The organism is Agrobacterium sp. ST15.16.055 (assembly GCF_027956555.1).
GTDB lineage: Bacteria > Pseudomonadota > Alphaproteobacteria > Rhizobiales > Rhizobiaceae > Agrobacterium > Agrobacterium salinitolerans.
This window is the reverse complement of record NZ_JAQKGN010000010.1, coordinates 1-12929: the sequence shown is the minus strand read 5'-3', so window position 1 is coordinate 12929 and position 12929 is coordinate 1. Positions and strand designations below refer to the sequence as shown.

General features: G+C 60.2%; 10 protein-coding genes. 3 read left to right on the top strand and 7 right to left on the bottom strand.

Annotated elements, in window-relative coordinates:
• Positions 1 to 41: 41 nt before the first annotated feature.
• The 3 genes from PL599_RS15105 to pepN all read right to left on the bottom strand — a co-directional run bounded on the left by PL599_RS15105 (position 42) and on the right by pepN (position 5712).
• Positions 42 to 2378, bottom strand: a complete 2337-nt coding sequence (locus tag PL599_RS15105; protein ID WP_142912459.1) for a PAS domain-containing sensor histidine kinase — start codon at positions 2376 to 2378, stop codon at positions 42 to 44.
• Positions 2379 to 2604: 226 nt separating this feature from the next.
• Positions 2605 to 2925 (bottom strand): carboxymuconolactone decarboxylase family protein, encoded by a 321-nt coding sequence (locus PL599_RS15100; RefSeq protein WP_271359241.1) that lies wholly within the window; start codon positions 2923 to 2925, stop codon positions 2605 to 2607.
• A gap of 138 nt (positions 2926 to 3063) precedes the next feature.
• Positions 3064 to 5712 (bottom strand): aminopeptidase N, encoded by a 2649-nt coding sequence (gene pepN / locus PL599_RS15095; protein WP_269825822.1) that lies wholly within the window; start codon positions 5710 to 5712, stop codon positions 3064 to 3066.
• A 441-nt stretch (positions 5713 to 6153) separates the two neighbouring features.
• Between pepN and PL599_RS15090 the strand changes: the two genes are divergently transcribed.
• Positions 6154 to 7089, top strand: coding sequence for a DMT family transporter (locus PL599_RS15090; RefSeq protein ID WP_269825821.1), 936 nt, complete (start codon positions 6154 to 6156; stop codon positions 7087 to 7089).
• A gap of 175 nt (positions 7090 to 7264) precedes the next feature.
• Here PL599_RS15090 and PL599_RS15085 read toward each other — a convergent pair whose 3' ends face one another.
• The 3 genes from PL599_RS15085 to PL599_RS15075 form a co-directional block, all read right to left on the bottom strand.
• Positions 7265 to 7456, bottom strand: a complete 192-nt coding sequence (locus PL599_RS15085) for a hypothetical protein (RefSeq protein WP_003509784.1) — start codon at positions 7454 to 7456, stop codon at positions 7265 to 7267.
• Between the two features lie 152 nt (positions 7457 to 7608).
• Positions 7609 to 8493: a uracil-DNA glycosylase gene (locus PL599_RS15080; protein WP_269824395.1), complete on the bottom strand. Its 885-nt coding sequence runs from the start codon at positions 8491 to 8493 to the stop codon at positions 7609 to 7611.
• 43 nt (positions 8494 to 8536) lie between these two features.
• Entirely contained in the window at positions 8537 to 9835 is a 1299-nt protein-coding gene (locus PL599_RS15075; RefSeq protein WP_077982998.1) for an Hsp70 family protein, read from the bottom strand.
• Positions 9836 to 10312: 477 nt separating this feature from the next.
• Here PL599_RS15075 and PL599_RS15070 point away from each other — a divergent pair, with 477 nt between their 5' ends.
• Positions 10313 to 11218 carry a sensor domain-containing diguanylate cyclase gene (locus tag PL599_RS15070; RefSeq protein WP_416172499.1) on the top strand — a complete coding sequence of 302 codons (906 nt, stop codon included), beginning with the start codon at positions 10313 to 10315 and terminating at the stop codon, positions 11216 to 11218.
• Between the two features lie 22 nt (positions 11219 to 11240).
• On the opposite strand, the gene PL599_RS15065 is transcribed toward PL599_RS15070, so the two are convergent.
• Complete coding sequence (locus tag PL599_RS15065; RefSeq protein ID WP_142912465.1) at positions 11241 to 12029, bottom strand: SDR family oxidoreductase; 789 nt, start codon at positions 12027 to 12029, stop codon at positions 11241 to 11243.
• Positions 12030 to 12209: 180 nt separating this feature from the next.
• On the opposite strand from PL599_RS15065, the gene PL599_RS15060 reads away from it, so the two are divergent.
• Positions 12210 to 12929: cation diffusion facilitator family transporter (locus PL599_RS15060; protein ID WP_271359235.1), on the top strand; the 720-nt coding region annotated here is incomplete at its 3' end.

Below are 12929 nucleotides of genomic sequence, written 5' to 3'. Positions count from 1 at the left end.
GTTAAGCTCACGCAGCGGACGTAACTCCACGCCCAATCGTATCAATGCACCATCCCACACCGCCCCGCCGCATGTGGAATAATAATCGTCACCACCGTCCCGCGACCCTCACACGAGCGAATTTTCATCGTTCCGCCATGCAGCTTGACGAGCGAGCGGGAAATCGCAAGACCAAGCCCCGAGCCGCCCTGGCTTTTGGCGTATTGGCTTTGCACCTGTTCGAAGGGTTGGCCGATCTTGTCGAGCGCCTGGGCGGGGATGCCGATGCCGGTGTCGGCGATGGTGAGGATCATCGCGGCTTCGTGCACATGGGTGCGCAGCGCGATACGGCCGCCCTCGCCGGTGAATTTCACGGCGTTGGAGAGCAGGTTGAGCATGATCTGCTTCATGGCGCGGCGGTCGCCCTGCATGGTGAGGCCAGCGCAGACCTTCTGCTGCACTGTGATGTTCTTCTGCTCGGCCTGAATGGCGGTGAGACGCAGCGTTTCCTCGATCAGCGGCGCGAGATCGATGGTCTCGCGGTTGATGCGCATATGGCCGGCTTCAATCTTCGACATGTCGAGAATGTCGTTGATGACGTTCAAGAGGTGTTTGCCGCTATCGTGGATATCGCGGGCATATTCGGAATATTTCGGCGAGCCGACCGGCCCGAACATCTCGTTCAGCAGGATTTCGGAAAAGCCGAGGATAGCGTTGAGCGGCGTGCGCAGCTCATGGCTCATATTGGCCAGGAACTCCGATTTCGCCCGGTTTGCCGCCTGGGCGCGCTCTTTTTCGGCGAGGTAATTGGCGTTGGCGTCCGAAAGTTCCGTCTTCTGCCGCTCCAGCTTGTGCTGCGAGGCGGAGAGATCACCAATGGTCGCCATCAGCCGGCGCTCGGAATCGCGCAGCCGTTCCTGATGGCGCTTTAAAAGGGTAATATCGGTGCCGACCGAAACGAGGCCGCCATCTCGGGTGCGGCGTTCGTTGATCTGCAGCCAGCGGTCATCGGCAAGCTGCACTTCCGTGGTGCGCGACAGGCCGGATTGGTCCGGATCGGCAACGCGACGCTCAACGACAGGGCGAGCGGCTGCAGCATAGACGGTGCTTTTTTCGGTGCCCGCAACCAGCACGCTGTCCGGCAGGCCATAGGCCTTCTGGTAATGGGTGTTGCACATCACCAGGCGATCATTCTTGTCCCACAGCACGAAGGCTTCCGAGGTGGATTCGATGGCGTCGGCAAGGCGTTGGTCGGCCTCGGCGTAGCGTTGCGCGAGGCGATGCTGTTCGGTGACGTCCATGGCGATGCCGATGACGCGCGGGCCGTTATTGGTGCGGATGACCTGGGCGCGGGCACGCAGCCAGACGTAATGGCCCTTGGCATGGCGCATGCGGAAAATCTGATCGATCTGGCGCAGGTTGCCGCAGCCGACGGCGCGGGCAAGCTCATAAAGATTGCCGTCTTCGGAATGCATCATGCGGGCAGCGTCGGAGAAGGAGAGCGGTGCGGCCTTCGGCGGCCGCCCGAGAATTTCGTAGAGTGAGCCCGACCAGAACATGCGCCGGCTGGCAAGATCGAAATCCCACAGGCCGCAGCGGCCGCGCGACAGCGCCGTTTCCACCCGCAGGTTCGATTCGGCGAAGATGTCGTCGGCGTCGCGGGCGCGTTTCACCTGCATGTAATAGGCGTAGAGCACGACAAGCAGGATGGAGGAGATGCCGGCGAACAACGTCACGTTCATGGCGATTTCGCTGCGCCAGAAGGACCGGATCGGCTGCAGCGAACGCGCCGCGATCACCATCGCGCCATCGTCGCCGAAGGGGATCATCGTCGCATAATGCTGCTGGCCATCGATATTGGTCTCGATGGTGCCGGGTGCGCCGGGGAAACGCTGCACGATGGCAATCTCGGGAAGCAGGGCGGGCAGCGAGGTGCCGACGTAAAGCAAGGCATCCTTACCGGCGCCTGCGAAGATGCGGCCATTGCTGCCGGAGAGCAGCACCATGGTGCCATCGGCAAGGCTGCCCGATGGCAAAGCGGCGACAAGGTTCGCCTCGGCGCGGGTCCGATCCTGCGTGGTGAAGACGGTGTCGTTGTTGAGAAGGGCCGCTTTGGCAGTCAGCGCCGTCAGCGCGGTGGAATGGCGGGCGGCTTCTTCCATGCGGCTATATTCGGCAACGATGCCCATCATGCGCGAGGCGGCAACGACGACGAGGAAGGCGAGGATGAGAATGGGGATCAGACGTTTCAGCAGGGTCTCGACCTGCGCCGGCGGTCGGTCGGTGCCATTCATCAAACCCATCAGGTCGCTGGAAAGCCTTTCGCCCCAGGCCGCCAGATCAGAAAATTTGGCATACGGCCGCTCATCGCCCGCAGTCGCCCGCCGCACGTTCGTCATTGTCCCGCCTTTTAGATATCCCCACTGATTCGAAGCGCCGCCGCTCGAATATCCCTAATGAATCAAATGCGATTCGCCGTGTCCAGAGGCAAAAGTTAAAAGAATTTTAACCCCTTGAACCGACTCCGTATTTTTTCGGGACGGTTTGATGCTGCTCAGGAAAAAGCGGGTTTTGTCAGCAAAATCAGTGAGCCGGAACCTCAATTCCGGCGGTGCAGGGATGTGCTCAAACGCCGTCGAAAGCATCCAGTGCAGGCCCAAGCGCACCGATCACGCTATTGCCGGCGGCGGGCAGGCCGGTCAGCACTGCGCTGATGATATCGTCGCGGCTTGCACCGCGCGCCTTGGCTTCCACCACATGAAAACCGATGCCGCTTTCCAGGCGCAGTGCGGCCAGAATGCCGATGTAGATCAGGCTCTGCGTCTTCACATCCAGCGTCGAGGCCGCACCCAGACCCTGCACGGCCTGAAACCATGCCGCCTTGTGGGCCGGGGCATCGGTCATGAAGCGCTGAAACGAGGCGCTCGCCTTCGACATGTCCGTCATCTGCCATTCCTTTCTGATCCCGGGCCTGCTTCGGCCCCTTGTGCAGCATAATGCCGCCCAATGCATGACGCCGCCTTGATGGAAATCAAGACGGCGTCATGGCGTCGATCAGGGTGGCCGTGCAGCCTCGGCGGAGGTTCAGCCCTTCAGGATGCGCCCGACAATATCGCTTACATCCGTCGAGAGGCCCTTTGCCTCGGCAATGGTCGAAAGCGCGGCTTTCGCGTGTTCGGCACGGCTTGCCTCCAGCGACCGCCAGGAACGCATGGAGGTGAGGATGCGCGCGGCAAGCTGTGGATTGCGTTTGTCGATGGCGACGATTTGCTCGGCAAGGAAGCGATAGGCCGCGCCATCCGCACGGTGGAAACCGGTGGGGTTTGAGAAGGCGAGAGTGCCGACCAGCGAACGCACCCGGTTCGGATTGGTGGCGATGAAATGTTTCGATTTCATCAGCGTCTTGATGCGGTCAAGCGCCCCGTCGCCGGGGATGGCGGCCTGCAGCGAGAACCACTTGTCAAGAACGAGCGCATTGTCGGCAAAGCGCGTTTCGAAGGCGACGAGTGCTTCCTTCGTCTCGGCGCTATCAGGGAAACGCTGGGTCAGGACGCTGAGCGCATGTGCGAGATCGGTCATGTTGGTGGCGTCGGCATAGGCCTTCGCCGCCCGCTCCGGTGTTCCCTCGGCATAGGCGAGGAAACTCAGGGCGCCGTTTCGCAACGAACGGCGTCCGGCGCTGTCGGCGTCGGGGCTGTAGGCCTCGGCATTGGCAGCACTATCGGCAAGCCGTCGCAGCGTCTCGAGGCCGGTCGTGGCAATGGCCTTGATTGTGGCATTGCGCGCCTTGTGGATGGCGTCGGGATCGGTGTTGCCGCCGAGTTCGCGGGCGATATCCGTTTCGCTCGGCAGGGCAAGCGCCTGCGCCCGGAACGCCGGCTCAAGCGTATCGTCACCGATGATTTCGATGAGCGTGGTAGAGAGCGCCGCATCCGTCTGTATCTCTTCACCGTTCTGCACCGCCTTGGTGGCGGCAATCAGCGCCGGCAGGGCAAGATCGGTCAGCGCCTGGAAACGAGCGAACATGTCGGTTTCATGCCGGGCGATCTGCACCAGATCATCGGCATTCTGTTCGAAATCCAGATTGATCGGTGCCGAAAAACTGCGGTTGATCGACAGCACCGGCCGCGAGGAAATGCCGGAGAAGGAGAAGGTCTGGTTGCGCTCAGTCAGATGCAGCACGCCATCGCGATACTCGCCGCCTTCGACGGCCTGCGGTTCGGCGATCTGGCCGTTATCAAGGATCAGCGCCAGCGAGAGCGGAATGTGGCGCGGGTGCTTCACCGACTGGCCGGGCGTTGGTGCCACGGTCTGTTCCAGCGTCAGGCTGAAAGTGGCCTTGCCGGCATCGTAAGCGGACGACACGGAGACCAGCGGCGTGCCGGCCTCGGTGTACCATAGTGAAAACTGCGAGAGATCGCGACCGCTGGCATCGGCAAAACTCTTGACGAAATCCTCGACGGTTGCCGCTTCGCCATCATGGCGCTCGAAATAGAGGTCCATGCCCTTCTTGAAGTCTTCAGCGCCAAGAATGGTGGCGATCATGCGGGTGACTTCGGCACCCTTCTCATAAACGGTCGTCGTGTAGAAATTGTTGATTTCGCGATAGGTATCCGGGCGCGGCGGATGCGCCAGCGGACCGGAATCCTCCGGGAACTGCTCCGATTTCAGGTGACGTACATCGGCGATACGCTTGACCGGACGCGAGCGCATGTCGGCGGAAAATTCCTGATCGCGATAAACAGTCAGGCCTTCCTTCAGGCAGAGCTGGAACCAGTCGCGGCAGGTGATGCGATTGCCCGTCCAGTTGTGGAAATATTCATGCGCGATGATACGCTCGATATTGGCGTAGTCCGCATCGGAGGCAGTTTCCGGGTCGGCCAGCACGAATTTGTCGTTGAAGACGTTGAGACCCTTGTTCTCCATCGCGCCCATGTTGAAATCGGATACGGCGACGATCATGAAGATATCGAGGTCGTATTCGCGTCCGAAGCGCTCTTCGTCCCATGTCATCGAACGTTTCAGCGCATCCATGGCATAGGCCGCGCGCGGCTCCTTGCCGTGCTCGACATAAATCTTCAACGCAACGTCGCGACCGGACATGGTGGTAAAGGTGTCTTCCACCACGCCGAGATCACCGGCAACCAGCGCAAAGAGATAGCTAGGCTTCGGATGCGGATCGAACCAGGCCGCGAAATGACGGCCTTCGTCGTAATTGCCGCCGCCGAGGAAATTGCCGTTCGAAAGCAGTAGCGGATTGCCTTCCTTCGCCGCGATGATCGTCACCGTATAGGGCGCCAGAACATCCGGGCGGTCAGGGAAATAGGTGATGCGGCGGAAACCTTCCGCCTCGCATTGGGTGCAATAAACGCCATTGGTGCGATAAAGCCCCATCAGCTGCGTATTCACCTGCGGGTTGATGTAATTGGTGACGCAGATCTCGAAGGGAGATTCGGCCGGCAGGTCGCGGATGGTCAGGCTATCGGGCGTCGCCTCATATTGACCGGCGGGAAGTTCCACCTGGTCGAGCAGCAGGCCGGAAAGCGTCAACTCGTCGCCATCGAGAACCAGCGGTGCCTGCCGCTCAGCACCTTCGCGCCGGTGAAAGATCAGACGGGCTTCGACCTTGGTATTCTTGGGGTCGAGTTCGAAGGTGAGATCCACCCGCTCCAGAACGAAATCGGTGGGGCGGTAATCTGCCAGGTGAACGATCTGGCCCGTGTCTGTTCGCATGACTATCCCTGAATAACTTGGCGTGGTCTTCCCGGCATCATGTCGTCATAAGGCCCGGATGTAAAATAGGTGGAGTATTGGTCACGTTCATGTGCGCATCGGAGGACATTCTGTCCCGCCATGGAAGGCTTCGTCGGCCCCGCAGACGATCCTCCCGCCGCCGGACTTCAGGACCATCGCAGCAAATGTTGAACGATTGCTGAAATTATATTTTATTTTCTTCAAATTTTAGCGCGTGTCGCTTTTGGTTTGTGATCATTTCCGCAGCCGCGGAAACAATCCCTCTCCAGATCAACCGAATTCACGGGTAAATCACATTTTTTGTTGTAAAGCGCCGTGGGAATGCTCTAGCCTTGAACAAATCCAATTCCCCTGCGTCATCCTTCCCGCATGAAAAATCTCCCGATGGCGTGTTTGCGCAGCCGATATGAGTAACTGCCAATGAACGCCGAACCGATGAATCCCTTTCGCGGGATTAGCATGAAGCTGATTTCGGTCGGCTTCTTTCTTGTCATGCAGACCTGTATCAAGGCCGCAGGTGATGTGCCGGCCGGCCAGATCACCTTCTTCCGCTCCGCCTTCGCCATTCTGCCCATTGTCGTTTATCTCGCCTGGCTGCACGCGCTGGCAAGCGCGCTGCACACCAACAATCTTCTCGGCCATTTCAAACGCGGTTTTCTCGGCATTCTTTCCATGGTCTGCGGCTTTTACGGGCTGACCATGCTGCCGCTGCCGGAATTCATCGCCATCGGTTATGCCTCACCGCTGCTTGCCGTCGTTTTCGCCGCCTTCATCCTGCGTGAGAAGGTGCGCATCTATCGCTGGAGTGCTGTCTTCGTTGGCATGATGGGCGTGCTGGTCATTCTGTGGCCGAAGATGACGCTTCTGCGGGAGGGCGGCTTTGCCGCGGGCGAGGGGCTGGGCGCCATTGCCGTGCTGTGCGGCGCAGCACTCGGCGGACTGGCGATGATCCAGGTGCGGCAGCTGGTGGAAACGGAAAAGACCCCGACCATCGTCCTCTATTTTTCGCTGACCGCCACGTTGTTATCGCTGATCAGCGTGCCATTGGGCTGGAACTCGCTGACGATGACACAGGCCGTGCTGTTGATCACCAGCGGCATCTGCGGCGGCGTCGCGCAAATCTTCCTGACGGAAAGTTATCGCCACGCGGAAGTCTCTGTCATCGCGCCCTTCGAATACAGCTCCATCGTTTTCGGGATCGCTGTTTCCTACATTCTGTTCGGAGATATTCCCACGCTGACGATGCTTATCGGCACGGCGATCGTGATTCTCGCCGGCATCTTCATCATCTTCCGCGAGCATCAACTGGGTTTGGCGAGACGCGCGGCCCGCAAGGCCTCGACGCCGCAGGGGTGATGTTGCAGCTCCCGTGGTATGTTAAGTCGGCGTTGGTGGCGTAAGAACATGCGGCATGACGCATCTCTCGTCGTCCCGTCGAAAGCACCCAAAAAAGCAAAAGGCGCCTTCCCGAAGAAAGACGCCAGCGCGCAATCATATCTATGGGCCAGTGTTAAACTGGCCTGAGAGCATCTCAGCGCTCGCGGAAATCCGCAAAGACTGCCGAGGGACGCGTCACGCGGACCTGCTGCATGGCAGCGCGTGCGGTCATCTGTTCGTTAGCGGCTGCGCCGAAACGATGGTAACCCTGACTGGAGCGAGGGCCGAGGCCCGCCAGGCGGAGCGTTTCAAAGCCGGAATGTACCGGACGGAAGCGAGTGGTCATTGCCTTGGTTCCTTTAACCGAATTCCTCCCAAGACACGTCCGATATATCGCAGCGCAGCATGGATTCGGCAAGCGGACCAAATGCGCCGCTGTTATGCGTAATGCGCATGGCTTTTTTCATAATTCATTTACATTGACCAGGAATGAGGCAGTCAGCCTTCAGTAATCTTTGCCTGAAAAGCCAATAAATCCTGCCATGCCAGGGACTTGCTGGCCGGCGCGTTCAACAGTTCCTGCGGATGCAGGCTTGCGAGCGCCGGCACAATCAGGTGTCCGGCTGCGACATCACGCCACTGTCCGCGCATCGTATGGATCGTGCCGGTGCCGCCAAAGAAGAAACGAGCGGTGAAGTTGCCGAGAAGCAACAGGTGTTTCGGCTCGGCAAGCGCGATCTGACGCTCGATGAAGGGGCGGCAGATATCCATTTCGGCCTGAGTCGGCGGGCGGTTGCCCGGTGGCCGCCACGGCACGACGTTGCCGAGCATGATGGCGCTGCGCTCAAGCCCGATGGCTGCCAGCATGCGCTCGAGCAGCAACCCCGTCTTGCCGGCAAAGGGCGTGCCCTCGCGGTCGTCATCGGCGTCCGGCATGGGGCCGATGACCATGATGGCGGAGGCGGGATCGCCCTCGGTGAAAATCGTATTGCGCGCGCTGTTCTTGAGGTTGCAGCCGTTGAAACCCTCAAGCGCGGTTTTCAGCTCGCCGAGTGAGCGCGCGCTTTCCGCCGCAAAACGCGCGGCCGCCACGGCCTGTTCGTCCGGCATGGCGACATTCTGCTGGATGGCGGGGGCCACCGGCGTGCTGCGCGTCGCCGCCTGCCGCTGAGGCGCATCGGCACGGCGTTCCGCCGGCCTTTCCATCTGGCGTGAGGCCTCGGGCACCTCCCGCGCAGGCGCGGATCGGGCCGGGCGGGCCTCGGCGAATTCGGCGAAACGATCGACCGGGGTCTCTTCCAGCAGCCAGTCCACGCCCGCATCCGCATGGAAATGCAGTAGGGCGGCGAGTTCGGCCGGGGAGAGGTCGTGAGCGGCGATCATGGGCGGAAATTACCCCATGTTCCCCGCCCGGGGAACCCGCAAATCACACTGTCCAGCGCTGAATATCGTCGCTTTCGCCGATCATGGCGAGACCATGCGCAATCGAGAGCAGCTCGCCGCCGCTTTCGATCCGGTCGGCGTCGAAACGGCGGGTGAAAAGCTCGCGCACGGCCGGCACGAAGGAGGTGCCGCCGGTCAGGAACACCTTGTCGATGGCTTCGGGCGCGACTTTTGTTTTTTCCAGAACCTCGTCGAGCGCTTCTTCTATCTTGGCGAGGTCTTCGGCGATCCAATTGTTGAAATCGCTGCGCTTCACCATCTTGCGCCCGGCCTTGCCCAATGGTGCGAAGTTGAATTCCGCTTCTTCCGCCGAGGAGAGCGCCATCTTGGTGGCGGAAATCGCCTGATAGAGCGGGTAACCCTCGTCATGTTCGACGAGATCGATGAAGAGTTCGAGCTTTTCCGGCTCCAGCGCCGAGCGCACCAGCGATTTGAGGTCTGTGAATTCCTTCGAGGTCTTGAAGATCGACAGCTGGTTCCAGCGGCCGAAATTCACGTAATAGCCGGAGGGCACATCCAGCACCTTGTCGAAGCTCTTGAACTTGCTGCCCTTGCCGATCTCAGGCGAGACCAGATTGTCGATCATGCGGAAGTCGAAATGATCGCCCGCGACGCCAACGCCGGAATGGCCGATGGGGGTGGCGGAAAGCTTGCCGGCATGGGTTTCGAAGCGGATTAGCGAATAGTCCGTCGTGCCGCCGCCGAAATCCGCCACCAGCACATTGGCATCCTTCTTCAGGCTCTGGGCGAAATAATAGGCGGCCGCCACTGGTTCGTAGACATAGTGGATTTCCGGGAAACCGGCGCGGGTGAGCGCCTCGTTGTAACGGGCGAGCGCCAGCGCCTCATCCGGATTGCTGCCGGCGAAACGCACCGGCCGGCCGGCGATGACTGTGGAGACGTCTCCCGGCCATTCCTCGCCCGCATAGGTCTTCAGCTTGCGCAGGAACACGTCCATCAGGTCTTCGAAGCTCTGGCGCTTGGCGAAGATCAGCGTACCCTGAAACAGCGGCGAGGCCGCAAATGTCTTGATCGACTGCAGGAAACGGCAATCGCCGGCATTGTCGATGAATTGCCGGATGGCGGCATGGCCGGCTTCCACATGCAGGGCGGCCGCACCGAGGCCGGCATCCTTCATGAAGGAGAGCGCCGTGCGCATGCTGTCATCCGTGCCCGCGCTGCTGGTGAAGCGCATGGAACGGCTGGCGCCGCCCGTGTCGGAAAGAGCCATGACCGTGTTGGTCGTGCCGAAATCGAGGCCGAGAGCCCGCTTTTGCGTCATCGCCATATCCTTGTTGCCGATAGAAGAACCCACCCGGCCCTTGGGCGGCCCGGCGTGAGGATAAGGGATGCCTTTGGCACCCCGATGTCAGAGGAGGGCGGTTGATTGCACAAGGCCGACGGAATGGCAAGCGCCGCCTATTGTTTTTGAGCCATGCGCCTCGTCGCATGAGCTCTCACATGCGGACAGCTACGGCGCATGGTGAACAGGATGTTTATGCCGGAATGAAAGAACGGTGTAGTTTTCGGAAATACTTTTAGGATTTTGCTGTTAGGTAGGGCTGGAGCGTAAAATGTACTTCAGTCGATACGACGTTATTTTGGAATATGAATATTTTATCAAAAAAATTGGTGTCGTACCATTGCCGTCCGTATGGTTCCGTCTTGTCGTAGTCTTGGAAATTCGATGTCTCACCAGATCAGCCAACACGCCGTGAATGACGCGCTACCCGGGCATATCGGTCTCATTCAAGGTGATATGGACGTTTTCATCCAACAGCTCATGAGCCTCATGGAAGCATCGCAGCAGGGCTATGCGCTGTTTGACGGGCATGACGAGATGCGTTTTGCCAACAGTGCCTTCCGCACCGCGCTCGGCGTCGGCCCGAATGTGTTTCCGAGCTGGGTGGACCTGATGCGCAGCGGTTACCAGACCGCAACCGGCACGGCCATAGAGACGTCGGATTTCGAATTGTGGCTGCGCTCGGCAAAGACGCGGCGTGGCAAACTGCCTTTTCGCACCATCGAAACCAGCCTCAAGGACGGCCGGTGGATGCTGACGACCGAAACGACGTTGCCGGGCGGCTGGATGCTTTGCGTCATAACCGATGTATCCGAACTCGGCGTCGAATTGCGCGATCTGCGCCAGGAGCGGGACCGGGCGCTGAAATCCGCCTTGAGCGATGAGCTGACCGGCCTCGGCAACCGCCGTTACGCCATGGACACTCTCAACCATCTGCTGGGCCCGAACAAGGCGCAGGCGCTCGCCGTCATCATCATGGATATCGACCATTTCAAGAGCGTCAACGACCGCTTCGGCCATGCCTATGGCGATCTCGTGCTGAAGGATTTCGCGGCGCGGCTGTCTTCAACTGCCGGCCGTGACGACCTTCTCGGGAGAATCGGCGGCGAAGAGTTTCTGCTGGTGCTCAGCGGCGCGCGCATGCACAGCGCCGAAACGCTGATGCGCCAGCTTCAGTTGTCTCTGGCCGATGCCGCGCCGCTGCCTGACAGGCCCGAATTTCGCTACAGCTGTTCGGCCGGCATTGCCTATGCCAGTCCCGGTGAAAGCGCCAGCGATGTGCTGCGCCACGCCGATACAGCACTTTATGAGGCGAAGAATACCGGACGGAACCGTTACGTCGTTTATGGAACGGCTCCGTAATGCCGCTTGAGGCTGCCGGCGTTCAGTTCGACTTCGCCGCGCCGCCATCCACCCGCAGCATCGTGCCGGTAATATAGCTTGCCGGTGCCGAGCACAGGAAAGCGCCGGCGGCGGCGAATTCTTCCACCGTGCCGAGACGGCCGGCGGGAATGCCCTTGACGGAAGCCTCGCGGATTTCCTCGATGCTTTTGCCGAGACGCTTGGCATTGGCGCCATCCAGCTCGTCGATGCGGTCGGTGTGGATGCGGCCGGGCAGCAGCAGGTTGGAGGTGATGCCGAAGGAGGCGACTTCTGAGGACAGAGTCTTGCTCCAGCCGACGAGCGCGCCGCGCAGCGTGTTGGAAAGGGCGAGATTGGGGATCGGTTCGAACACGCCTGACGAGGCGACGGTGAGGATGCGGCCGAACCCCTGTTCTTTCATCTGCGGCAACAGCGCATTGGTCAGCGTGATGACCCGCAGCACCATGGACTGGAAAAAAGTGTCGAGCTTGTCGACCGTCATGTCCTGTGCGAGGCCGGGCGTTGGACCACCGGTATTGTTGACGAGAATATCGATGCCGCCGAGCTTGTCGTTGACGGCCTGAACCATGGCTTCGACGAAATTATCCTCGGCAAGATCGCCCCACACCCAGTCGGCCTTGCCCTTGCCGAGCGCATTGATCGCCTTGCAATTTTCCGCCAGCTTTTCACCGCTTCGGCCAACCAGAAGGACGTTTGCGCCTTCTTTCGCCAGCGCGGTCGCAATGCCCAGCCCAAGGCCGCGAGAGGAGGCGAGAACGAGGGCGCGTTTGCCGGAAATGCCGAAATCCATGGAGTTTGTCCTGTCTTGTGAGTGCCGTATGTGGTGTTTATAGAGCATTTCCAGGAAAAGTGGACCCCGGTTTTCCGTCCGGAAATGCAACAAAACAAAGAGTTAGAGATTTTTCGCCACTCGCAGAAAAGCGAAAGCCTCTATAAGGCGGCGTCCGCCTTTGAAGGTCGAATACACGTCATGACAGAACAATCCCTGCTGAAATTCTCCATTGCCGTCACGGTTCTGCTGGCGCTGTTCGGCATTGGCGCGGGCCTGTTTTCCGGCTCTTTCGCGGTTGTTTTCGACGGCGTTTATGCGCTGACCGATGCTTTCATGACGGTGCTGGCGCTGCTTGTCGCGCGGCTGATCGCCGCTTCCGCCGCGCCCAAACCCGGCGGCCGGCTGGTGGAGCGTTTCACCATGGGCTTCTGGCATCTGGAGCCGATGGTGCTCGGGCTTAACGGCACGCTCCTGATGGGGGCGGCGATCTACGCCCTCATCAACGCCGTCGACAGCCTGATGGATGGCGGCAGATCGATCGAGTTCGACTACGCCATCGTCGTCACCTTCGTCAGCTTCGCCGTCTCACTTGCCATGGCATGGTTCGTCAAACGGCAGAACCGCCGGCTGAAATCCGCATTCGTGGCGCTGGATGCCAAAAGCTGGCTGATGAGCGCGCTTCTAAGCATGGCGCTCTTCGTCGCCTTCGCCGTGGGTTACGGGCTCACGGGAACGGCGCAGGCATGGCTTGCACCCTATATCGACCCTGCCGTGCTGGCGCTGGTCTGCCTCGTCATCATCCCCATGCCGCTCGGCAATGTGAAACAGGCGCTGGCTGACATCCTTCTGGTGACCCCGCTGGAATTCAAGCAGCATGTGGACCGGGTGGCGGTCGAGACGGTGGAGAAATTCGGTTTC

What these genes read in the sequence shown, in the direction of transcription:
- PL599_RS15105 (WP_142912459.1), bottom strand. Translation starts at nt 2,378, where the DNA reads ATGACGAACGTGCGGCGGGCGACTGCGGGCGATGAGCGGCCGTATGCC.
- PL599_RS15100 (WP_271359241.1), bottom strand. Translation starts at nt 2,925, where the DNA reads ATGACGGACATGTCGAAGGCGAGCGCCTCGTTTCAGCGCTTCATGACC.
- pepN (WP_269825822.1), bottom strand. Translation starts at nt 5,712, where the DNA reads ATGCGAACAGACACGGGCCAGATCGTTCACCTGGCAGATTACCGCCCC.
- PL599_RS15090 (WP_269825821.1), top strand. Translation starts at nt 6,154, where the DNA reads ATGAACGCCGAACCGATGAATCCCTTTCGCGGGATTAGCATGAAGCTG.
- PL599_RS15085 (WP_003509784.1), bottom strand. Translation starts at nt 7,456, where the DNA reads ATGACCACTCGCTTCCGTCCGGTACATTCCGGCTTTGAAACGCTCCGC.
- PL599_RS15080 (WP_269824395.1), bottom strand. Translation starts at nt 8,493, where the DNA reads ATGATCGCCGCTCACGACCTCTCCCCGGCCGAACTCGCCGCCCTACTG.
- PL599_RS15075 (WP_077982998.1), bottom strand. Translation starts at nt 9,835, where the DNA reads ATGACGCAAAAGCGGGCTCTCGGCCTCGATTTCGGCACGACCAACACG.
- PL599_RS15070 (WP_416172499.1), top strand. Translation starts at nt 10,313, where the DNA reads ATGGACGTTTTCATCCAACAGCTCATGAGCCTCATGGAAGCATCGCAG.
- PL599_RS15065 (WP_142912465.1), bottom strand. Translation starts at nt 12,029, where the DNA reads ATGGATTTCGGCATTTCCGGCAAACGCGCCCTCGTTCTCGCCTCCTCT.